22 protein-coding genes and 1 pseudogene are annotated in these 20,163 nt (G+C 72.1%); 7 read left to right on the forward strand and 16 right to left on the reverse strand.

Annotated features, from left to right (window positions below):
* Positions 1 to 63 precede the first annotated feature (63 nt).
* Positions 64 to 1,344 carry an SAV2148 family HEPN domain-containing protein gene (locus ACIQV3_RS18830; protein WP_327303820.1) on the forward strand — a complete coding sequence of 427 codons (1,281 nt, stop codon included), beginning with the start codon at positions 64 to 66 and terminating at the stop codon, positions 1,342 to 1,344.
* A gap of 128 nt (positions 1,345 to 1,472) precedes the next feature.
* The gene (locus tag ACIQV3_RS18835; RefSeq protein ID WP_403713518.1) at positions 1,473 to 2,192 is read left to right on the forward strand and encodes an exonuclease domain-containing protein; all 720 of its coding nucleotides are present in this window, start codon (positions 1,473 to 1,475) and stop codon (positions 2,190 to 2,192) included.
* An 18-nt stretch (positions 2,193 to 2,210) separates the two neighbouring features.
* On the opposite strand, the gene ACIQV3_RS18840 is transcribed toward ACIQV3_RS18835, so the two are convergent.
* Positions 2,211 to 2,768: a TetR/AcrR family transcriptional regulator gene (locus ACIQV3_RS18840; protein ID WP_403713519.1), complete on the reverse strand. Its 558-nt coding sequence runs from the start codon at positions 2,766 to 2,768 to the stop codon at positions 2,211 to 2,213.
* A 95-nt stretch (positions 2,769 to 2,863) separates the two neighbouring features.
* Here ACIQV3_RS18840 and ACIQV3_RS18845 point away from each other — a divergent pair, with 95 nt between their 5' ends.
* Entirely contained in the window at positions 2,864 to 3,454 is a 591-nt protein-coding gene (locus ACIQV3_RS18845) for a DUF2867 domain-containing protein (RefSeq protein ID WP_403713520.1), read from the forward strand.
* Positions 3,455 to 3,484: 30 nt separating this feature from the next.
* On the opposite strand, the gene ACIQV3_RS18850 is transcribed toward ACIQV3_RS18845, so the two are convergent.
* Both ACIQV3_RS18850 and ACIQV3_RS18855 read right to left on the reverse strand, forming a co-directional pair.
* The gene (locus tag ACIQV3_RS18850) at positions 3,485 to 4,123 is read right to left on the reverse strand and encodes a hypothetical protein (protein ID WP_403713521.1); all 639 of its coding nucleotides are present in this window, start codon (positions 4,121 to 4,123) and stop codon (positions 3,485 to 3,487) included.
* A 23-nt stretch (positions 4,124 to 4,146) separates the two neighbouring features.
* Positions 4,147 to 5,013: a phosphotransferase enzyme family protein gene (locus ACIQV3_RS18855; protein WP_403713641.1), complete on the reverse strand. Its 867-nt coding sequence runs from the start codon at positions 5,011 to 5,013 to the stop codon at positions 4,147 to 4,149.
* A 66-nt stretch (positions 5,014 to 5,079) separates the two neighbouring features.
* On the opposite strand from ACIQV3_RS18855, the pseudogene mgt reads away from it, so the two are divergent.
* The 3 genes and pseudogenes from mgt (at position 5,080) to ACIQV3_RS18870 (ending at position 7,419) form a co-directional block, all read left to right on the forward strand.
* Positions 5,080 to 6,344: pseudogene (mgt, locus tag ACIQV3_RS18860) on the forward strand (macrolide-inactivating glycosyltransferase).
* A gap of 44 nt (positions 6,345 to 6,388) precedes the next feature.
* On the forward strand, positions 6,389 to 6,811 hold the full coding sequence (locus tag ACIQV3_RS18865; protein ID WP_403713522.1) for a GNAT family N-acetyltransferase: 423 nt from the start codon (positions 6,389 to 6,391) through the stop codon (positions 6,809 to 6,811).
* A gap of 35 nt (positions 6,812 to 6,846) precedes the next feature.
* Positions 6,847 to 7,419, forward strand: coding sequence for a DUF1697 domain-containing protein (locus ACIQV3_RS18870; RefSeq protein WP_403713523.1), 573 nt, complete (start codon positions 6,847 to 6,849; stop codon positions 7,417 to 7,419).
* A 159-nt stretch (positions 7,420 to 7,578) separates the two neighbouring features.
* On the opposite strand, the gene ACIQV3_RS18875 is transcribed toward ACIQV3_RS18870, so the two are convergent.
* Positions 7,579 to 8,436: an aldo/keto reductase gene (locus ACIQV3_RS18875; protein ID WP_403713524.1), complete on the reverse strand. Its 858-nt coding sequence runs from the start codon at positions 8,434 to 8,436 to the stop codon at positions 7,579 to 7,581.
* A gap of 45 nt (positions 8,437 to 8,481) precedes the next feature.
* Here ACIQV3_RS18875 and ACIQV3_RS18880 point away from each other — a divergent pair, with 45 nt between their 5' ends.
* Positions 8,482 to 9,486 (forward strand): ketopantoate reductase family protein, encoded by a 1,005-nt coding sequence (locus ACIQV3_RS18880; RefSeq protein ID WP_403713525.1) that lies wholly within the window; start codon positions 8,482 to 8,484, stop codon positions 9,484 to 9,486.
* A 208-nt stretch (positions 9,487 to 9,694) separates the two neighbouring features.
* Here the strand turns inward: ACIQV3_RS18880 and ACIQV3_RS18885 are convergent, their stop codons facing one another.
* From ACIQV3_RS18885 to ACIQV3_RS18940, 12 genes are all read right to left on the reverse strand, one after another.
* Positions 9,695 to 10,468, reverse strand: a complete 774-nt coding sequence (locus ACIQV3_RS18885; protein ID WP_403713526.1) for a sirohydrochlorin chelatase — start codon at positions 10,466 to 10,468, stop codon at positions 9,695 to 9,697.
* A 5-nt stretch (positions 10,469 to 10,473) separates the two neighbouring features.
* Positions 10,474 to 11,376 carry an ABC transporter permease gene (locus ACIQV3_RS18890; RefSeq protein ID WP_403713527.1) on the reverse strand — a complete coding sequence of 301 codons (903 nt, stop codon included), beginning with the start codon at positions 11,374 to 11,376 and terminating at the stop codon, positions 10,474 to 10,476.
* Positions 11,363 to 12,157, reverse strand: coding sequence for an ABC transporter ATP-binding protein (locus ACIQV3_RS18895; RefSeq protein WP_403713528.1), 795 nt, complete (start codon positions 12,155 to 12,157; stop codon positions 11,363 to 11,365). The genes ACIQV3_RS18890 and ACIQV3_RS18895 overlap by 14 nt, the downstream gene beginning before the upstream one ends.
* A 70-nt stretch (positions 12,158 to 12,227) precedes the next feature.
* A complete protein-coding gene (locus ACIQV3_RS18900; protein WP_403713642.1) occupies positions 12,228 to 13,346 on the reverse strand; it encodes an aliphatic sulfonate ABC transporter substrate-binding protein in 1,119 nt (372 codons plus the stop codon).
* Between the two features lie 220 nt (positions 13,347 to 13,566).
* Positions 13,567 to 14,907, reverse strand: a complete 1,341-nt coding sequence (locus ACIQV3_RS18905; RefSeq protein WP_403713529.1) for a sulfate adenylyltransferase subunit 1 — start codon at positions 14,905 to 14,907, stop codon at positions 13,567 to 13,569.
* 2 nt (positions 14,908 to 14,909) lie between these two features.
* Positions 14,910 to 15,848, reverse strand: coding sequence for a sulfate adenylyltransferase subunit CysD (gene cysD, locus ACIQV3_RS18910; RefSeq protein ID WP_403713530.1), 939 nt, complete (start codon positions 15,846 to 15,848; stop codon positions 14,910 to 14,912).
* Positions 15,845 to 16,390 (reverse strand): adenylyl-sulfate kinase, encoded by a 546-nt coding sequence (cysC, locus tag ACIQV3_RS18915; RefSeq protein ID WP_403713643.1) that lies wholly within the window; start codon positions 16,388 to 16,390, stop codon positions 15,845 to 15,847. The genes cysD and cysC overlap by 4 nt, the downstream gene beginning before the upstream one ends.
* Positions 16,391 to 16,476: 86 nt before the next feature.
* Positions 16,477 to 17,175, reverse strand: coding sequence for a phosphoadenylyl-sulfate reductase (locus tag ACIQV3_RS18920; protein ID WP_403713531.1), 699 nt, complete (start codon positions 17,173 to 17,175; stop codon positions 16,477 to 16,479).
* Positions 17,172 to 17,351: a DpnI domain-containing protein gene (locus tag ACIQV3_RS18925; RefSeq protein WP_214956597.1), complete on the reverse strand. Its 180-nt coding sequence runs from the start codon at positions 17,349 to 17,351 to the stop codon at positions 17,172 to 17,174. Before ACIQV3_RS18925 ends, ACIQV3_RS18920 begins: the two co-directional genes overlap by 4 nt.
* A complete protein-coding gene (locus ACIQV3_RS18930; protein ID WP_403713532.1) occupies positions 17,348 to 19,057 on the reverse strand; it encodes a nitrite/sulfite reductase in 1,710 nt (569 codons plus the stop codon). The genes ACIQV3_RS18925 and ACIQV3_RS18930 overlap by 4 nt, the downstream gene beginning before the upstream one ends.
* Before the next feature lie 206 nt (positions 19,058 to 19,263).
* Positions 19,264 to 19,347, reverse strand: coding sequence for a putative leader peptide (locus tag ACIQV3_RS18935; RefSeq protein ID WP_312847410.1), 84 nt, complete (start codon positions 19,345 to 19,347; stop codon positions 19,264 to 19,266).
* A gap of 252 nt (positions 19,348 to 19,599) precedes the next feature.
* On the reverse strand, positions 19,600 to 20,163 hold the full coding sequence (locus ACIQV3_RS18940; RefSeq protein ID WP_403713533.1) for a GNAT family N-acetyltransferase: 564 nt from the start codon (positions 20,161 to 20,163) through the stop codon (positions 19,600 to 19,602).

The following is a 20,163-nucleotide window of genomic DNA, read 5'->3' on the forward strand; positions in this document are numbered from 1 at the left end:
CGCGCGGAGTACCCTTCCGTGATCACTGGAGACGGGCGTCCAGACGCAGGAGGCGGTGCACGGGTGAGCTCGGGAGGTCTGGAGCTGCCCCCTGGTGACGGCGGTCACGAGGGCGGCCCGGCGGACGCCGCGGGCGGGACGGCCGGCGCGATCCCCGCCGGGGCCGTGTCGCTGGCCCCGCCGGAAGCCGGCGGAACCGGGAAGGCGCAGGCGGGAGCCGGCGCCGAGCTGGACTGGGGCGCGGACGCCTGGAGCGAGGTCCGGACCCGGGCCCAGCGCGCCGGCCGTGCCTACATCTGGCTGAACTTGATCGAACAGCGGCTGCGCTCCGTGGTCGGAGCGGTGCTCCGGCCGGTCTACGAGCCCGTGCACGGCGGGGACGACTGGGTGGTGGCCGCCGCGGGCCCCGCCGGCCAGGAGTGGGTGCAGCGGGCGGTCGCCGTACGCGAGGTCAGCCGCCGCAAGGGCTACCTGCTCGACTCCGCCGACGACAACGTGCTGAGCTTCCTCACCCTCCCGCAGCTGCGCGAACTGATGGTCCAGCACTGGCCCTGCTTCGAGCCCTACTTCGACGACCGGCGCGAGATCGAGCAGGCGCTGGACGAGCTGGAGGTCACGCGCAACGTCGTCTCGCGCAACCGGGCCCTGTCCCGGGCGGTCCTGGAGCAGGCCGAGCGGGCGTCGGCGCGGCTGCTGGAGGTACTGGGCGGCGGCGCGGGTTCCCCGGCGGCGGACCGGCTGCCCATCGACGCCGTCGAGGACCTGGTCGGCGACCGGTACGCGGACGTCATCTCCGTCCACCCGGACCGGGTGCGGCTGCAGCGCCAGCTCCCGGCGGAAGACCTCTTCGGCGGCGCGCGGCGGCTCGACGCCATCGGCATCGGGCTCAACCTGCTGGTCCAGAACTTCTCGGGGCGAAGACTCGTACGCCTCGCGGAGGCCGGCTGCCGGGTGCGGCTGCTGTTCCTGAACCCGGCGAGCAGCGCCGTCAAGCGGCGCGAGCGGGAGCTCGGCCTGCGCAAGGGCGAGCTGAGCCGCTCGGTGGAGATGAACATCCTGCACGTGCGGCGGGTGCGGGCGGGCCTGCGCGACCCCTCGCGGTTCGAGATCCACGTCTTCGACGAGACCCCGCGCTTCACCGCCTACCTGGTCGAGGGCGAGTCCTCGGGCATCGCGGTGGTCCAGTCGTACCTGCGCCGGGCCCGGGGCATGGAGGCGCCGGTCCTCGTCCTGCGCGGCGGCGGGCGGGCCGCACCGGTGCGACCCGATCACGAGCACGGGCTGTTCCCGACCTACCGCGAGGAATTCGAGTCGATCTGGCAGGACTCCCGCCCGGTGTCCTGAACGGTCGCCGGCCGCCCCGGCTCCGGGGCTGTCAGTGGCCCGTGTCAGGCTGAAAGCCGTTGACGTAGAGGGACGGGTACGGGGGGCACGTGATGGGGGACCGGGCGGGGGACTGGGCGGGAGACTGGATGGGGGACTGGCACGGCGGGCCGATGGTGGCCTTCGACCTGGAGACCACGGGCACCGACACCGAATCCGACCGGATCGTGACGGCGGCCATCGTCACGGTCGGCCCGGACGGGCAGGTGGCCCGGGAGCGGACCTGGCTGGTCGACCCGGGCGTGCCCATCCCGGAGCAGGCTTCGGCGATCCACGGCATCTCCACGGACCACGCCCGCTCGCGGGGGATGGCGGCGGCCCCGGCGATCGAGGAGATCACCCGGACGCTCGTGGAGGCACTGAGCTCGGGAACCCCCCTGGTGGTGATGAACGCGCGGTACGACCTGACCCTGCTGGACCGCGAGTGCCGCCGCCACGGAATCCGCCCGCTGGGCGAGCGCTGGCCCGCGGCGGCCGCGCCGCCCGTCATCGACCCCCTGGTCCTGGACAAGCACGCGGACCGCTACCGCAAGGGCCGGCGCACCCTCCAGGCCCTCTGCGAGCACTACGGCGTGAGCCTGGAAGCGGCGCACGACGCGGGCGCGGACGCGCTGGCGGCGGCCCGCGCCGCACGGCGGATGGGCGCCGCGCACGCGGCGATAGGGACGGTCGCCCTGGCGGACCTGCACGAGCTCCAGGTCCGCGCGGCGGCCGAGCAGGCGGCCTCGCTGCAGAGCTACCTGCGGCGCACCACGGACCCCGAGGCGATAGTCGAGCGGGCCTGGCCGGTCGTGCCGTACCGGGTCTGACGCGCGAGGGGCGGGGTCCTACCGCAGCAGCCAGTCGCGGGTCAGCTCCATGACCTCGGCGCGGCTGCGGCCGCCGTGGTCGGCGGCGATGAGGTGGTCTCCGATCCGCATGGAGTAGACGATCATGCAGCGGACCTCGACCTCGTCCTCGTCGGGGCAGAACGCGCCGAACAGCGAACGCAGGTAGTCCATGCGGCGGTTGTCCACGCGCCGCAGCCGCGCCGCGACGGACTCGTCGCGCCGGGCCCAGTCGCGGATCGCGAGCTCGGCCGCCACGCCCTGCGTCGGCCCCTCGGCGACCGAGACGATCGCGAACAGCCGCTTCAGTCTGGCCCTGGCGTCTCCGCCCGCGCCATCGACCTGTTCGATCACGACCTGGGCGGCCTCGTGCTCCCAGGTCTCGAGCATCTCGGCGAGCAGGGCGTCACGGTTGCCGAAGTGCCCGTAGAAGCCGCCCTTCGTGACGCCGAGGGACTGTGCGAGCGACTCGATCCGGACCGCCTCGGGGCCCCCGGCGGCGAGCGCCCGCAGTCCCTCTTCGATCCAGCCGCGCCGCGGCGTGCGGATGGCGCCCACGATGTCTCCCCGTCCTGCACGAGTTTGATCTATACGGTGCCGTATGGATCGGCTAACCTTCTTCTATACGGCATCGTATAGATAGGGGCTTGCTCATGAGACTCCCCAGTACCGCACACACCGACCGGCCCTGGCGGATCCACGAGATCGCCGGAGACTTCCACGTCGAGGACGTGTGGGAGCTGCCGACCCCCGGCGGCCCGGACGACCTCGAACGGCTCGTGCGCCAGTTCGCGAGCGGTGGAGACCCCGTCCCCACCTTCGTGGGCCGCGCGCTCTTCGCGATCCGCTGGAAGCTCGGGGCCCTCTTCGGCTGGGACAAGCCCGCCGACGGCGTCGGGGGCCGGGTGGCGACGCTGCGCGACCGGCTGCCGGCGGACCTGCGCGAGGGTCCCCGCGGGCCCGACCTCGGCTCGGTCCCGTTCAGCTCCGTCTACCAGACGCACGACGAGTGGGCGGCGGAGACGGCCAACCGGACCGTGCACGGCGTGATGCACATCAGCTGGGTCCCGGACGGCAGCGGCGGCTACCGCGGCCAGATGGCGGTCCTGGTCAAGCCCAATGGCCTGCTCGGCGCCGTCTACATGCTGGGCATCAAGCCCTTCCGCTATCTGGGGGTGTACCCGGCGATGATCCGCGGCATCGGCCGCGAGTGGCAGGACCGTTCGGTCTCCGGCGCGGCCTGATCCGGGGGGGGGGGGGGGAGAGAGACGTGCTCACGGGGCCGGCCACCGGTCGCGGTAGACGATGTGGATCCCGCTGCCGGCGCTGACGGTGTTGTCGTAGGCGCCCAGCGTCGCGCAGTAGTGCCGGTGGTCGGGGTGGGCGAAGACGTACCCGGGGCCCTGGTGGGCGACGTCGGCGAAGAACCGCGCGGTGTCGGCGAAGAGTTTGGCGCTCCCCGTCATGAACAGCGTCCCGGCGTGGACGTGCTGGTGGAACCGGTCCCGGTTCTCCGCGTGGCGCCGCTCCGGCCAGGGGTCGACCACCGGGGCGGAGGAGGCCGGTCCGGGTAGGTCCGCGGTCTGCGGGCGGCCCGGGCCCAACCGGGCCCGCAGCTCCTTCCAGCGCGAGGGCGCGAACTGGAGCGAGTGGTGCAGGAGGACCAGGTCGAGGCCCGGTGCCCCGGTGTCGGGGTCGGTGCGCCGCAGGGGCAGGTGGACCAGCGAGCGCGGGGAGGTGGCCGCGAGCGACCACAGCCCGGCGATGAGTTGCGCGGCCCCCTGGTCGACCTGGACGTGCAGGCGCCAGTTGCCGTCCGACAGGACCGCGCGGGCCGGCGGGCGGGCAGGGCGGATCACCTTGAACTCCACCGGGCCGAGCCGGGCCCGGTGGATGGTGAGGGGCAGTTTCATAGGGGTAAAGGGATACGGCACCGCTAGAACGGGTGCCAGCGGATTTCCGGGTCCCCCTCGCGCAGGGAGGCCACCCGGCGGCGGAACTCGGCCAGGGCCTTGGGGTTGGCCGGGGCGTGCTGGGAGACCCAGGCGCAGCTGGCCGTTTCGCGGGCGCCGCGCAGGACCGCGCAGCCCTCCCAGTCGCGCACGTCCCAGCCGTACGCCGCCGTGAACTCCTCGTACGAGGCGCCGGGCAGTCCGTACCGGTCGCGGGAGAGGGTCATCACCACCAGGTCATGTTCGCGCAGGTCGGCGGAGACCGTCTCCAGGTCGACGAGCACCGGCCCGTCCGGGCCCACGTGGACGTTGCGGGGCAGCGCGTCGCCGTGGATCGGGCCCCGCGCGAGGTGCGGGGTGAGGGCGGCGACCTGGGCGGCGTACCCGTCGCGGCGGGCCCGCAGGTACGCCGCGTCCGCCGGATCGATCGCCCCGCCCGCCAGTCGCAGCCAGCGCTCGACCCCGCCCAGGAGATCGCGCGGGGGCAGTGCGAAGGGGGGCGCGGGCAAGGCGTGGATCCGCCGCAGCAGCGCCGCGAGGTCCGCCGGGCCGGCCGGGCGTACGGCGTCGGGGAGCCGGTGCCACAACGTCAGCGGGTGTCCGTCCACCAGCCGGGGCTCCGGCTCGGCCGCGCGGACCGCGGGGACCCCGGACTCCGCCAGCCAGCCCGCCACCGCGAGCTCCAACCGGGCGCGCGGCAGCAGAGCGGCCTCCCGGCCGACCTTGGCGACCAGGCCGTCGTCGAGCGCGAAGACGGCGTTCTCGCCGAGGGCCAGCAGCCGGGGGGCGGGCGACCCCGCCCGTGCCAGGCCCGCCGCCGTCAGGGCCTCCCGGGCCCGTGCCTCGTCCATGCCGTCTCTCCGCAGTCCGTCCGTGCTCATGACCGGACAAGTTTCGCACCCGGCCCGTCCTTGAGGATTCTCCCCAACAGGTTGCACGAGACGTCTCGTCTCGTTATCTTCTCCTCATGACCACGACCCCGAAGCCCGCCCACATCGCCATGTTCTCCATCGCCGCCGCCGGCCACGTGAACCCGAGCATCGAAGTGATCCGCGAACTGGTCGCCCGTGGACACCGCGTCAGCTACGCCATCCCCGCCGCATACGCCGACAAGATCGCCGAGACCGGTGCCACGCCGGTGATCTGGAACTCCACCCTCCCCACCGACGAGGACCCCGACGCGTGGGGCACCGAGGTCATCGACAACATCGAGCCCTTCCTCACCGACGCCGTCCAGGCCCTCCCGCAGCTCGCGGCCGCCTTCGAGGGTGACCAGCCGGACCTCGTCCTCCACGACATCACCGCTTATCCCGCGATCGTCCTGGCCCACCGCTGGGGCGTCCCCGCGGTCTCCCTCTCCCCGACCCTGGTCGCCTGGACCGGCTACGAGGAGGAAGTCGCCGCACCGATGACGGCCGCACTGCACGCCTCCGAGCGCGGGCGGGCGTACTACGCCCGCTTCCGGGCCTGGCTCGACGAGAACGGCATCGACGAGGACAGCGACCGGTTCGTCGGCCGCCCCCGCCGCAGCGTCGTCCTCATGCCGCGCGCCCTCCAGCCCCACGCCGACCGGGTCGACGAGGCCGTGTACACCTTCGTCGGCGCCTGCCAGGGCGATCGCAGCGCCACTCAGGGCACCTGGACGCGCCCCGCGGGCGCCGAGGGGAAGAAGGTCCTCCTGATCTCCTTCGGGTCCACCTTCACCAAGCAGCCCGCCTTCTACCGGACGTGCGTGGAGGCCTTCGGGGACCTGCCCGACTGGCACGTGGTGCTCCAGATCGGCAAGTTCACCGACGAGGCCGAGATCGGCGCGATCCCCGCCAACGTCGAAGTCCACCGCTGGGTAGCCCAGTTGGACATCCTGCGCCAGGCCGACGCCTTCATCACCCACGCGGGCACGGGCGGCTGCCAGGAGGGGCTGGCCACCGGCACCCCGATGGTCGCGGTCCCGCAGGCGGTCGACCAGTTCGGCAACGCCGACATGCTGGCCGGCCTGGGGGTCGCCCGGCACGTCCCGATGGCCGAAGCCGACGCCACGACCCTGCGCGAGGCCGTCCTCGCCCTGGTCGCCGACCCGGAGGTCGCCGCCCGCGCGGACCGCATCCGCCGCGAGATGGCGACGGAGGGCGGCACCCACCAGGCGGCCGACCTCATCGAGGCCGAACTGCCCGAACAGCGGTGAGGGCGTACCGGGACCCCGGTCTGCGACGGTGGGCGAGTCCTCCCGTGGAGGGTGTGGAAGAGGGGCTGCGGTGGGTGCGGGACCGGGAGCGGGACTGGGCCTTGGGCGCGCGGTTCGGCTTCGCCGTCCTGGAGGAGACCCCGGAGGGCCCTGATGTGGTGGGCCACGTGGCGCTGAAGGGCCTCGGACCGGGCAGGGCTTCCGCCGAGGCCGGCTACTGGACGGCGGCGCGGGCCCGCGGGCGGGGCGTGGCCCCACGAGCCCTGGACACCCTCAGCGCCTGGGCCTTCGAGGCCTTCCGGGCCGAGGGACTGGAATGCCTCGAACTCCTCCACCAAGTGGACAACGCGGCGTCCTGCCGGGTCGCCGAGAAGAGCGGCTACGCCTTCGGCAGGATCCTGCCGTCGGCGCCGCCCTCCTACCCGCTCGACGGGCACCTGCACCTGCGGCGCGCGGCCGGGGCCTGATCCGCGTTGTCAGGGGTGCGCCCTATCGTGCAGCCATGACCAAGACGACCAAGGCCGCCAAGACCACATACGCGGCGCTGCTCCGAGGCATCAACGTCGGCGGGAACAAGAAGGTCCCGATGGCTGAGCTGCGCCAAGTCCTGGAGGGCCTCGGCCACGAGGAGGTGCAGACGTACCTCCAGAGCGGCAACGCCGTCTTCGCCGACGCGAGCGGGAAGGCCCCGACCGCCCTCGCCCGCGAGCTGGAAGCCGCCATCGAGTCGCACTTCGGCTTCCGGGTCCCCTGCCTGGTGCTCGACGGTGCCCACCTGCGCGCCGTCGCCGACGCCTGCCCCTTCCCCGCTGCCGAACTCGAAGGCAAACAGCTCCACGCCACCTTCTGCTCCGAGCAGCCCGCCGAGTCCCGGTTCGCCTCGATCGACGCCCCCGCGTACCTCCCGGAGGAGTACCGCGTGGGCGACCGCGTCATCTACCTCCACGCCCCGAACGGCCTGGGCCGCTCCAAACTGGGCGAGGCCCTCGCCAAGCCTGCGGTGGTCAAGGGCCTGGACGTGACCACCCGCAACTGGAACACCGTCGCGAAGCTGGTGGAACTCACGCGAGACTGACGCATGGACTTCGCCGACCTCGCCCTCCTCACCACCACGGACGCCGAGCGCCCACCACCGGCTCCGCCACCGTGACCTCTCTCGACAACGACAGGCTCGGCCGGCTCACCGAGGGCGCCGACCCCGACACCCGGCCGCTCGTCGTCTGATGAGAGCGGCTCAGTCCGCCAGGCCGTTCAGCAGGGTCATCTCGTGCGGGGTCAGGTGGACCGTCGCCGCGTCTAGGTTCTCCGCCAGGTGGTCCGGGGAGCCCGTGCCGGGGGTGGGGCACAGGACCGGGGAGTGCTGGAGGAGCCAGGCCAGGGCGATCTGGCCGGTGGACGCGCCGTGTTCCGTGGCGACCGCCGTCAGCGCGGCGGCGCTCTCCCGGGTCAGGGCCCCGCTGCCCAGCGGGTAGTAGGGGAGGAAGGCGATGCCCCGCGCCTCGCACAGGGCGAGGAGTTCCGCCGAGGAGCGGTTCAGGAGGTTGTACGGGTTCTGCACCGAGGCCACCGGGACCAGGGTCAGGGCCTCCCTCAGCTGGTCCGCCGTCACCGTGTTCAGCCCGATGTGGCGGATCTTGCCCTCCGCCCGGAGCTCGGCCAGCGTGCCCAGCTGCTCCGCCCGCGGGACGGCCGGGTCGAAGCGGTGCAGCTGGTAGAGGTCGATCCGGTCCAGGCGGAGCCTGCGCAGGCTCGCCTCGCACATCGAGCGCAGGTCCTCCGGGCGGCCCGCCGCGTGCCACTGGTCGGGGCCGGTGCGCACCACCCCGCCCTTGGTGGAGACCACCAGCCGCTCCCCGTACGGGTGCAGGGCCTCGGCGACCAGCTCCTCGGCCAGGTGGGGGCCGTAGTTGTCGGCGGTGTCGATCAGGGTGACCCCGCGCGCGACGGCCGTGCGCAGCAGCGCGACCGACGCGGGGCGCGCGTCGCGGGGGCCCCAGTAGCCGGAGCCGACCAGACCGCCGGTGCCGAGTCCGAGGCGGCGTACGGGCAGGTCCCCGCCGAGGGCGAACGTCTCATCCACGTCAACAGACATGGCCCGACGGTAACCCAGGGCCGCGGATGTGCCAGGCTCGAGGGCATGCGTTACATCATCATCGGCGCCGGAGCGATCGGCGCGACCATCGGCGGACGGCTCGCGGAGTCCGGCAGCGAGGTCGTGCTCGTCGCGCGCGGCCCCCACGCGGAGGCTCTGCGGGCGGACGGGCTGCGGCTCACCACGGCGGACGGGGAGCGGGTACACCGGCTGCCCGTCGTCGGCGGTCCGGCGGAGCTCGGCGAACTGCGCCCCGAAGACGTGCTGTTGCTGACCGTCAAGACCCAGGACGCGCTCGCCGCCCTCGACGCGTGGGGCGACGCGGAGGTCGCGGGCGGCGGCACGGCCGCGCAGCGGCTGCCGGTGCTGTGCGCGCAGAACGGGGTGGAGAGCGAACGCCTCGCCCTACGGCGCTTCGCGCGCGTGTACGGGGTCTGCGTGTGGCTGCCGGCGACCTTCCTGGAGCCGGGGGTGGTCTCCGCGCCGTGTGCGCCGCTGACCGGGATCCTGCACCTCGGGAAGGCCGCCGGGGGCGCGGACGCGCGGGCCCGGCGGATCGCGGCCGACCTGGAGAAGGCCGGGTTCGGGGCGCCGGTCGTCGAGGACGTGATGCGGTGGAAGTACGCGAAGCTGCTGGGCAACCTGGGCAACGCGATCCAGGCGACCACCGGCCCGGAGCCGGAGCCCGCGAAGGCGGCACTGCTGCTGCGGGCCGTGCGCGAGGCGAAGGCCGCCTTCACCGCGGCCGGGATCGACTGGGCCTCGGAGGCCGAGCAGGCGGCGGCCCGCGACGGAAAGGTGGACGTTCCGGCCGGGGAGGTGCGGGGCGGGTCCTCCTGGCAGAGCCTGGCGCGGGGGACGGGGTCGGTGGAGGCGGACTATCTCAACGGGGAGATCGTGCTGCTGGGGAGGCTGCACGGGGTGGCCACGCCGGTCAACGACACGCTGCGCGTGGCGGCGAACATCTTCGCCCGGGAGGGCCTGCCGCCGGGCGCGATGTCCGTGGAGGATCTGACCGCCCTGGCGGACGAGGCCGCGGCGCGGGCGTAGCCGCCGCGTCGCCGCCGGGTGCGGGTGGGTGGGCCCTGCGGGGCTGGGTCCCCTACCCGCCCTTCCACCGTTCCCCGGGGCTGCGCCCCGGACCCCGCGCCTGAAACGCAGGCGAGGCTGAATCTTGCCGCGCAGCGGACCGGGTCCGGGCGGAGCCCGGGGAACGGGCGGAGGGCGGGTCGGGGACTTCGCCCCGCGCGGCGGCGGGTCAGGCCGCCAGGGCCGGGATGCGGGACGGGGGTAGGAGGGCGCTGTCGAACCTGCGGAGCAGCAGGCGGGCCAACTCCGGGGAGGGGCCCAGGACCGCGGAGATCACGTCGGCGCCGGCGGCTTCGGCGCCCGCCGCGATGCGGTCGGGGAGCCGGCCGGGGGCGATGACGTAGGGGGCCACCGCGATCCGGCGGACGCCCTCGGCGCGCAGCGCCCGTACGGCGTCCTCCGTCCGGGGGAGAGCGGCGGAGGCGAACGCAGGCCGCACGGCGCACCAACCGGTGTGCCGCCACTCCCGCGCGGTTTCAGCGATCACTGCGATCGCCTCCGGGTCCGAGGAACCGGCGGACGCGAGCACCACACCGGTGGTGGCGCGGTCCGCCGGGGTGAGGCCGGCTTCCCACAGCCGGCGCTCCAGGGTCGCCAGCAGCAGTGGCGACGGGCCGAGCACATCCGCGATCCGGACCGAGAGGTCCGGCAGGTGGGACGCGGCGCCCGCGAGCACGGCCGGGATGTCGGACTTCGCGTGGAACGCCCGCGTCAGGAGCAGCGGGAGCGCCACCATCTCGCGTACGCCTGACAGGTAGAGCGAGGCCACCGCCTGGTCGACGGTCGGGGTGTCGAAGTCCAGGAAGGCGGTCTCCACACGCAGCCCCGGCCGCAGAGCCCGTACCCGCCGGGTGAGGGCGTGCACGGTCGCCGCGTGCCGCGGGTCGCGGCTGCCGTGGGCGATGACGAGCAGGGCCGGGGAGTGCGTGGAGCGCGCCGACACGGCGATCAGCTCTTGACCAGCAGGCCGCGGGTGCGCAGCACCCACCGCTCGACCGGGCTGAAGATCAGCAGGTCGATCGCGATGCCGACGACCAGGATCAGGATGATCGCGAGGAACACGCCGGGCAGGTCGATGTTGTTGCGGCCGTTTTCGAGGAGCTGGCCCAGGCCCAGACCCAGGTCGGGGGAGCTGGCGATGATCTCGGCGGCCATCAGGGAGCGCCAGGAGAAGGCCCAGCCCTGCTTGAGGCCGGCCAGGTAGCCGGGCAGCGCGGCCGGCATGACCACGTGCCAGGCACCGCGCAGGCCGGTGGCGCCCATGGTGCGCCCGGCCCGCAGGAACAGCGGCGGGATCTGGTCGATGCCGGAGACGAGGCCGTTGGCGATCGAGGGGACGGCGCCGAGCAGGATGACGGTGTACATCATCGCGTCGTTGAGCCCGAACCAGAGCACCGCCGGGGGCACCCAGGCGACCGAGGGCAGCGACTGCAGGCCCTGCAGGATCGGGCCGATCGCGGCGCGGACGAACTTCACCCGGGCGACGAGCAGTCCGAGCGGGGTGCCGATGGCCAGGGCCAGCAGGAAGCCGAGCAGACCGCGCGAGACGGAGGTCCAGATGACTTCGAGCAGGGTGCCCTTGGCCCACATGTCGGCCAGGCTGTCCCAGACGGAGGACAGGGCGGGGAGCTTGGTCTCGTCGGTGACCTTCGCCGCGACGAGGATCTGCCAGACGAGGAGGACCAGGCCGACGGCGATGACCGGCGGCAGGACCTTCTTGACGAGGACCTCGCGGACCGGGGTGCGGTGGGTCTGGACGGCGTCGAGCGCGTCGAGGCCCGCCTCCAGCCCGGCGAGGTCGTCCGTCTTGGCCTTGGGCTGGACCTCGGCGGTGGTGTCAGTGCTGGCCATGGCGGCGGATCTCCCCACGCAGGTGTTCAGTGATCTCAAGGGACAGCTCCGCGACGTCCGCGTCCTCGATGCGGCGCGGCTGCGGGATGCCCACGGTCCATTCCTTCGCGACCCGGCCGGGGCGGGAGGAGAGGAGGACCACGCGCTGGGCGAGACGCACGGCTTCACGGACGTTGTGCGTGACGAAGAGGACGGAGAGGTTCGTCTCCTCCCAGATGCGGGTGAGCTCGCCGTGCAGCACGTCGCGGGTGATGGCGTCGAGCGCCGCGAACGGCTCGTCCATCAGCAGCAGCTGGCTGTCCTGGGCGAGCGCCCGGGCCAGGGCCACGCGCTGGCGCATGCCGCCGGACAGCTCGTGGACCCGCTTGCCGTACGAGCCGCCGAGCCGGACCAGCTCCAGCAGTCGCTCGGCCTCCGTCTTGCGGTCGGCCTTGGCCACCCCGCGCAGGCGCAGGGCGAGTTCGATGTTCTTGCCCGCGGTGAGCCACGGGAAGAGGGCGTGCTCCTGGAACATCAGGGCCGGACGGCCGCCGGGGGTCTCGATCGACCCCGCGGACGGCTTGTCCAGTCCGGCGACCAGGTTGAGCAGGGTGGACTTTCCACAGCCCGAGGCACCCAGGATGGTGACGAACTCTCCGGGAGCGACATCGAGGCTGATGTCGTCCAGGACGAGCTGCGATCCGGCCGGGCCGGAGAAGGACTTCGAGACGTGCTCGATCCGAGCGGCGTGCGTCTGCTCCGCTACGGTGCCCTCGGCAGCCTTGGCAAGCATGGTGGCCATGGTCGTCACCTCCTGGGATTCGGGACGGGTACTGAAGGGTTGCTGGACGGGAAGGGCTACTTCGGAGGGGTTACTTGACGCCGAGACCGGCGTCGGCGACCTCGGGCTGGCCCGCGGCCTTGAGCACCTTGTTCAGGAGCTTCAGGTCGTAGATGCCGTTCAGGTCGGGCTGCTCGATGAGCTTGGCCTTGACCGCCCACTCCGACTGCGTCTTCAGCGTCGACGCCAGCGGGTCGTTCGTGACCAGGATGCTCGGCCACGCCGGGTCGATGACCTTGGCGTCGAGCGGCTTGCCGCCCTCGGCCGCGAGCTTCGCGTTCGCGGAGGCCTTGGCCTTGTCCGGGTTGGCGTTGATCCACGCGTTGGTCTTCACCGTGCCCGTGAGCACGGCCTCGACGACGTCCGGGTGCTCCGAGAGGAACTTCTGGGACACGATGATGTTCGTGATCACGAACTTCTTGTCGGGCCACAGGGCGGTCTCGTCGAGGAGGACCGAGCCGCCGTCGGCGACGAGCTTGGAGGCCGTGGGCTCCGGCACCCAGGCGCCGTCGATCGAGCCCGACTTGAAGGCGTCCGGGGTGACCTTGTTGTCCGTGCGGACGACGGAGACGTCACCCTTGCCGGACTCCGGGTCGACCGTCCAGCCCTTCTCGGCGATCCAGTTGAGGAACGCGACGTCCTGCGTGTTCCCCTTCTGCGGGGTGGCGATCTTCTTGCCCTTGAGGTCGTCCAGGGTCTTGATCTTCGCCGGGTTCACGACCAGCTTGACGCCGCCCGAGGCGGAGCCGGAGATGATCCGCAGGTTGGAGCCCTTGGACTTCACGTAGGCGTTGATCGACGGCGAGGGGCCGATGAAGCCGATGTCGAGAGAGCCGCCGTTGAGGGCTTCGATCTCGGACGGGCCGGCGTTGAAGGCTTGCGGCTTGATGGTGGTCGCGCCGAGCTCCTTGGCGATCAGGCCTTCCTGGAGACCGACCAGCGCCGTGGCGTGGGTCAGGTTCGGGAAGTAGCCGATGCGGACCTCGGAGGCCGACAGCTTCTTGTCGGAGGCGTCCGCGACGTTCGTCTTCGGAGCGTCGTCCTTCTTGGCCTCGGAGCCGTAGCCGCACGAGGCGAGCGCGCCGATCAGGAGCGGGAGGGCGGCAGCGGCGACGATGCTGCGGCGCAGAGTGTTACGGGTGGTACCGATGGCAGGCACGGGAGGGCTTCCTCTCGTAGCGTCGTGTCACGACGCACGTCTTCGTTTGCTGAGCAAGGGCAGGTAGAGCTCGTGGGGGGTGTGGGCGCGCATGCGGTGCGCGTACGTCATCACGCACATCGCCCCACGCCTCCCTGGCCGCTGCCGAGGGAGCCGCTGCCTACGCGGCCGCCCTCCTTCGCGAAGGTGGAGTAGATATCGGCAAGCATGATCAGAAGTCCCACCCTTCTTCATCAGCCTGGACGGTGGTCGCGGCGGTGGAGGCGAAGGATTCGCCGACCATGCCGGCCGCCAGGGTCGTGCCGTCCGCCGGGTCGATCAGCAGGAAGGACCCGGTGCGGCGCGAGTCGGCGTACGTGTCGAGCGCGAGCGGCTCGGCGGTACGGACGACGACTCGGCCGATGTCGTTGGCCACCAGCTGCCCGGGGTTCGGGTGCTGGGACAGGTCGTCCAGGGTCAGCCGCGAGGGGATCTCCTTGACGATCGCCTTCACCGTGCGCGTCGTGTGCTTGATCAGCACCCGGGCGCCCACGGCGAGGGGCTGGTCCGCCACGTGGCAGACCGTCGCCACGACGTCCTGCGTGGTGGCGGGGGAGCTCGACGACGGCGCGATCAGATCGCCGCGCGAGATGTCGATGTCGTCCTTCAGGCGCAGGGTCACCGACTGCGGGGCCCACGCGATGTCCACGCTCTCGCCGAGCGCGTCGATGCCCTCGATGACCGAGGTGCGGCCCGACGGCAGGACGGTGACGGCCTCGCCGACGCGCAGCACGCCGGAGGCGATCTGGCCCGCGTAGCCCCGGTAGTCCGGGTTCTCGGCGGTCTGCGGACGGATCACGTACTGCACCGGGAAACGCGCCGGGCAGGCGGTGAGGTCGTGGCTGACCGGGACGGTCTCCAGGTGCTCGAGCACCGTGGGGCCGCCGTACCAGTCCATGTTGGCGGAGGGCTCCACCACGTTGTCGCCGGCCAGCGCGGAGATCGGGATCGCGGTGATCTCCGGGACGCCCAGGCCCGTGGCGTACGCGGTGAACTCCTCGGCGATCGAAGCGAAGACCGCCTCCTGGTAGCCCACCAGGTCCATCTTGTTGACGGCGAGGACCACGTGCGGGACCCGGAGGAGGGCCGCGACGGCGGCGTGCCTGCGGGTCTGCTCGATCACGCCGTTGCGGGCGTCGACCAGTACCACGGCCAGGTCGGCGGTGGAGGCGCCGGTGACCATGTTCCGGGTGTACTGCACGTGCCCGGGGGTGTCGGCCAGGATGAACCGGCGCCGGGCGGTCGCGAAGTAGCGGTAGGCCACGTCGATGGTGATGCCCTGCTCCCGCTCGGCCCGCAGGCCGTCGGTCAGCAGTGCCAGGTCGGGGGTGTCCTGACCGCGGCTGGCCGAGACCCGCTCCACGGCTTCCAGCTGGTCGGTGAGAACCGACTTGGAATCGTGCAGGAGGCGGCCGACCAGGGTGGACTTGCCGTCGTCGACGGAGCCCGCGGTCGCGAAGCGCAGCAGCGTGGTCGCCGAGAGATCGGCGAACTGCTCGGTGGTGGAGGTCATTTCTAGAAGTACCCTTCGCGCTTGCGGTCTTCCATCGCGGCCTCGGACAGCTTGTCGTCGGCGCGGGTCGCACCCCGCTCGGTGAGCCGGGAGGCGGCGATTTCGGTGATCACGGCGTCCAGCGTGGTGGCGTCGGAGTCGACGGCACCGGTGCAGGACATGTCACCGACGGTGCGGTAGCGGATCAGGCGGGTCTCGGTGGTCTCGCCGTCCTTGGCGCCGCCCCACTCGCCGGCCGTCAGCCACATGCCGTTGCGCTGGAAGACCTCGCGCTCGTGGGCGAAGTAGATCTCCGGCAGTTCGATCTTCTCGCGGGCGATGTACTGCCACACGTCCAGCTCGGTCCAGTTGGACAGCGGGAAGACGCGCACGTGCTCGCCCGGCGCGTGGCGGCCGTTGTAGAGCTGCCACAGCTCGGGGCGCTGGCGGCGCGGGTCCCACTGGGAGAACTCGTCGCGCAGGGAGAAGACGCGTTCCTTGGCGCGGGCCTTCTCCTCGTCGCGGCGGCCGCCGCCGAAGACGGCGTCGAACTTGAGGCTCTGGATCGCCTCCGTGAGGGGGACGGTCTGCAGCGGGTTGCGGACGCCGTCGGGACGCTCGCGGAGCTTGCCGGCGTCGATGTACTCCTGGACGGAGGCCACGTGCAGGCGCAGTCCGTGCTTGGCGACCGCGCGGTCGCGGTAGTCCAGGACCTCGGGGAAGTTGTGGCCGGTGTCCACGTGGAGCAGGGTGAACGGCACCGGCGCCGGCGCGAACGCCTTCAGCGCCAGGTGCAGCATGACGATGGAGTCCTTGCCGCCGGAGAAGAGGATCACCGGCTTCTCGAACTCGCCCGCCACCTCGCGGAAGATGTGCACGGCCTCCGACTCGAGGGCGTCGAGGTGCGACAGCGCGTAGGGCGCGTCCGTCCCTTCGTGGACGTGTGCGACGGTGGCGGTCATGCCAGACCCCTCTCGGTGAGCAGCGCGTGCAGGGCCGAGGCCGACTCCTGTACGGACTGCGTGTGCGACTCGATACGGAGGTCCGGGGACTCCGGTGCCTCGTACGGGTCGTCGACCCCGGTCAGACCGGAGATCTCGCCCGCCGCCTGCTTGGCGTACAGGCCCTTCACGTCACGCTCGGAGCACACCTCCACCGGAGTGGCCACGTGCACTTCGAGGTAGCCCGTGCCCTCGGCGGCGTGCCGCTTGCGGACGGCCTCGCGGCTGTCGGCGAACGGCGCGATCACCGGGACGAGCGCCTTGACGCCGTTGGACGCGAGGAGTTCGGCGACGAAGCCGATCCGCTGCACGTTGGTGTGCCGGTCCTCGCGGCTGAAGCCGAGACCGGCGGAGAGGAACTCGCGGATCTCGTCGCCGTCGAGGACCTCCACGCGGTGGCCCTCGGCGCGCAGCCGCTCGGCCAGCGCGTGGGCGATGGTGGTCTTGCCCGCGCTCGGCAGCCCGGTCAGCCACACGGTGGCGCCCTGGTCGCTCACGCTCATCTGGTTCGTCTCCGTCGGTTCTGTACGTGCGTTGGTCTTGCCGGTGGCCGTGCTGGTGGCCGTGCCGCTGGTCGTGCTGGTGGTCATCAGCCGTGCAGTCCGCACTCGGTCTTGCCGCGCCCGGCCCAGCGGCCGGCGCGGGCGTCCTCGCCCTCCGCCACCCGGCGGGTGCAGGGGGCGCAGCCCACGGAGGCGTAACCGTCCATCAGCAGCGGGTTGGTGAGCACGCCGCGCTCCAGGACGTACGCGTCCACGTCGTCCTGGGTCCAGCGGGCGATCGGCGAGACCTTGACCTTCCGCCGCTTCTCGTCCCAGCCGACCACCGGGGTGTTCGCCCGGGTCGGGGACTCGTCGCGGCGCAGGCCCGTGGCCCAGGCGTCGTACGCGGTCAGGCCCTCTTCGAGCGGCTTGACCTTGCGCAGCGAGCAGCACAGGTCGGGGTCGCGGTCGTGCAGTCGGGGGCCGTACTCGGCGTCCTGCTCGGCCACCGTCTGACGCGGGGTGAGCGTGATGACGTTGACGTCCATCACGGCCTCGACCGCGTCACGGGTGCCGATGGTCTCCTCGAAGTGGTAGCCGGTGTCGAGGAAGACCACGTCCACGCCGGGGAAGGCGCGGGAGGCCAGGTGGGCGACGACCGCGTCCTCCATGGAGGAGGTCACGGCGAACTTCTTGCCGAAGGTCTCGGCCGCCCAGGTGAGGATCTCCAGCGGGGAGGCCTCTTCCAGGTCCCGGCCCGCCCGCTCGGCCAGGGTTTTGAGACTCGCGTCCTGAATCGTGGTCATATCTCGTCCCCTCCAGCGTCATTGGACTGAACACCCCGGGCCAGCAGCCCGAGGTACTTCAGCTGGAAGGCTCGATTGCAGGCCCTGCATTCCCAGGCGCCGTGACCCGTTTCGTTCGGGAACAGGTCCTCGTCGCCGCAGTACGGGCAGTAGAACGGTGCGGCGCGCTCGCTCACGACAGATCCTCGTCCTTGGCACGGGTGACCCAGGACGCGAAGCGCTCGCCGTCCTCGCGCTGCTTCTCGAAGCGCGTGACGACCCGCTCGACGTAGTCGGGCAGACCGGCCGAGGTGACCTTGAGCCCGCGGACCTTGCGGCCGAATCCGGCCTCCAGTCCGAGTGCGCCGCCCAGGTGGACCTGGTAGCCCTCGACCTGGTTGCCTTCGTCGTCCAGGACCAGCTGGCCCTTGAGACCGATGTCCGCCACTTGGATACGGGCGCAGGCGTTCGGGCAGCCGTTGATGTTGATGGTGAGCGGCTCGGCGAACTCCGGCAGGCGGCGCTCCAGTTCGTCGATCAGCGAGGCGCCGCGCGCCTTCGTCTCGACGATGGCCAGCTTGCAGAACTCGATGCCGGTGCAGGCCATCGTGCCGCGGCGGAACGGGGACGGGTTGACCCGCAGGTCCAGCGCCTCGAGGGCCGCGACGACCGAGTCGACCTGGCCCGCCTCGATGTCGAGCACGATCATCTTCTGCTCGGCGGTGGTGCGCAGCCGACCGGAACCGTGCTGCTCGGCGACGGCGGCGATCTTCGTCAGGGTGGCACCGTCGACACGGCCCACGCGGGGCGCGAAGCCGACGTAGAACTTGCCGTCCTGCTGCTGGTGCACGCCGACGTGGTCGCGCCACTGGCCGCTGGGCTGCTCGGGCGCGGGGCCGTCGGTCAGCTTGCGCTTCAGGTACTCGTCCTCCAGGACCTGGCGGAACTTGGCCGGGCCCCAGTCGGCGACCAGGAACTTCAGGCGGGCGCGGGTGCGCAGCCGGCGGTATCCGTAGTCGCGGAAGATCGAGATGACGCCCTCGTAGATGTCCGGGACCTCGTCGAGCGAGACCCAGGTGCCCAGGCGCACACCCAGCTTGGGGTTGGTGGAGAGACCGCCGCCGACCCAGACGTCGAAGCCGGGGCCGTGCTCGGGGTGGTTCACGCCCACGAAGGCGATGTCGTTGATCTCGTGCGCCACGTCGAGCAGCGGCGATCCGGAGATCGCGGACTTGAACTTGCGGGGCAGGTTCGAGAAGTCGGGGTTGCCCACGATGCGGGCGTAGATCTCGTCGATGGCGGGGGTGCCGTCGATGATCTCGTCCAGCGCGATGCCGGCGACGGGCGAGCCGAGGATCACGCGGGGGGTGTCACCGCAGGCCTCGGTGGTCGAGAGGCCGACGGCCTCCAGACGGCGCCAGATCTCCGGGACGTCCTCGATGCGGATCCAGTGGTACTGCACGTTCTGCCGGTCCGTGAGGTCGGCGGTGCCGCGGGCGAACTCCTCGGAGATCTCGCCGATGACGCGCAGCTGCTCGGTGGTCAGCCGGCCGCCGTCGATGCGCACGCGCAGCATGAAGTACTTGTCGTCCAGCTCCTCCGGCTCCAGGATCGCGGTCTTGCCGCCGTCGATCCCGGGCTTGCGCTGGGTGTAGAGGCCCCACCAGCGCATGCGGCCGCGCAGGTCGTTGGGGTCGATCGAGTCGAAGCCCGCCTTGGAGTAGATGTTCTCGATGCGCGCCCGCACATTGAGACCGTCGTCGTCCTTCTTGAACTGCTCGTTGCCGTTGAGGGGCGTGTGGTGTCCGACGGCCCACTGGCCCTCACCGCGGTGACGGCCGGTCTTGCGGCGCGCGGCGGCGGCGGGTGCGGCTGCTGCGGTCGTATCGGGGGTGGCGGCCATGGCGGTACGTCCTTCTTGGGCGGCTCGAGGCAGGGGCAGGGGGAGCGGCGGCGTGACCCCTGGCGCGCGTGGAGCGGATGTGGCAGATCCGCCGCCCTTTTGGGGCGGTGTTCGGCCTACAGGGGACTGCGGTGGTGGCTGACGGCGGGCGGTGTTCGCTTCCGCGGCGACGTCGGTGCGGGGCGCTGTCGCGGCGGTGAGTTGCGTCAGCGCGCCGGACAGATGGCGCTGGACATGCGGCCGAGGTCGACGTGCCGCCGACTCACCAAGGCAATTCCAGCTCCGTTCATGGGGGGAAGCGTGGCATGTGGCGATTGGAGGAGTCCACTACTGTCCACGATCCGGACGAACTCGTCTCGGATGGCAAGATGTCCGTGATGGGCGTCACCTCGCCAGCCCCTTTGTGCCCGCTTGTCCCACGGCCCACCCGGCCCCGCCGGCGTTCGAGACGCGGGTCTGGGGGAGCCCGCGGAACGGTGGAAGGGGGGTAGGGGCAGGGGGCAGGGGGGCAGCCTCGCAGGGCCGCCCCCCTGTCGGAGCGGCTACGCGCCGGGCCAGGGGCCCGGGGTCGGCGCGACGGCCCTCTCCTCCGTCTCCTCCTTGAAGACCTTGAATCCGCGCCGGAGGTAGTTCGCCATGGCCGTCGGGCCGTCGTCGCTGCACGTGTGCAGCCAGACGCGCCGCGTCGGGGCCAGCTCCGGCCAGCGCTCGGCCAGGGACCAGGCCCGCTCGATGCCCACGGTCAGCAGGTGGCCGCCGATGCGCCGGCCCCGGAATTCGGGGAGGAGGCCGAAGTACATGATCTCCACCACACCGTCCGGCTGCGGGTCCAGTTCCACGTACCCCGCGGGGGTGCCCCGGTCGTACGCCACCCAGGTCTCCACGCCGGGACGGCCCAGCTGCTCCACCCACTGCGCGCGGGTCAGCGACAGCCGGTCCGTCCAGTGGATGTCGCCGCCCACCGAGGCGTAGAGGAAGCGGCTGAACTCGGGGGAGGGGACCTCCGACCGGACGATCCGGATCTCCGGGCCCGGGACGGCCGCCGCGACGAGGTCGGACGGTGCGGTCATTTCCAGGGACCAGGTGGTCAGTGTGCTCGTGCTCAT

The sequence above is a fragment of the Streptomyces sp. NPDC099050 genome, from assembly GCF_044759865.1.
Classification (GTDB): domain Bacteria; phylum Actinomycetota; class Actinomycetes; order Streptomycetales; family Streptomycetaceae; genus Streptomyces.

Coding starts and splice junctions, on each gene's coding strand:
- ACIQV3_RS18835 (WP_403713518.1), top strand. CDS start 1,473: ATGGGGGACTGGCACGGCGGGCCGATGGTGGCCTTCGACCTGGAGACC.
- ACIQV3_RS18845 (WP_403713520.1), top strand. CDS start 2,864: ATGAGACTCCCCAGTACCGCACACACCGACCGGCCCTGGCGGATCCAC.
- ACIQV3_RS18850 (WP_403713521.1), bottom strand. CDS start 4,123: ATGAAACTGCCCCTCACCATCCACCGGGCCCGGCTCGGCCCGGTGGAG.
- ACIQV3_RS18855 (WP_403713641.1), bottom strand. CDS start 5,013: ATGGACGAGGCACGGGCCCGGGAGGCCCTGACGGCGGCGGGCCTGGCA.
- ACIQV3_RS18870 (WP_403713523.1), top strand. CDS start 6,847: ATGACCAAGACGACCAAGGCCGCCAAGACCACATACGCGGCGCTGCTC.
- ACIQV3_RS18875 (WP_403713524.1), bottom strand. CDS start 8,436: ATGTCTGTTGACGTGGATGAGACGTTCGCCCTCGGCGGGGACCTGCCC.
- ACIQV3_RS18880 (WP_403713525.1), top strand. CDS start 8,482: ATGCGTTACATCATCATCGGCGCCGGAGCGATCGGCGCGACCATCGGC.
- ACIQV3_RS18890 (WP_403713527.1), bottom strand. CDS start 11,376: ATGGCCAGCACTGACACCACCGCCGAGGTCCAGCCCAAGGCCAAGACG.
- ACIQV3_RS18895 (WP_403713528.1), bottom strand. CDS start 12,157: ATGGCCACCATGCTTGCCAAGGCTGCCGAGGGCACCGTAGCGGAGCAG.
- ACIQV3_RS18905 (WP_403713529.1), bottom strand. CDS start 14,907: ATGACCTCCACCACCGAGCAGTTCGCCGATCTCTCGGCGACCACGCTG.
- cysD (WP_403713530.1), bottom strand. CDS start 15,848: ATGACCGCCACCGTCGCACACGTCCACGAAGGGACGGACGCGCCCTAC.
- cysC (WP_403713643.1), bottom strand. CDS start 16,390: ATGAGCGTGAGCGACCAGGGCGCCACCGTGTGGCTGACCGGGCTGCCG.
- ACIQV3_RS18920 (WP_403713531.1), bottom strand. CDS start 17,175: ATGACCACGATTCAGGACGCGAGTCTCAAAACCCTGGCCGAGCGGGCG.
- ACIQV3_RS18930 (WP_403713532.1), bottom strand. CDS start 19,057: ATGGCCGCCACCCCCGATACGACCGCAGCAGCCGCACCCGCCGCCGCC.
- ACIQV3_RS18935 (WP_312847410.1), bottom strand. CDS start 19,347: ATGAACGGAGCTGGAATTGCCTTGGTGAGTCGGCGGCACGTCGACCTC.
- ACIQV3_RS18940 (WP_403713533.1), bottom strand. CDS start 20,163: ATGAGCACGAGCACACTGACCACCTGGTCCCTGGAAATGACCGCACCG.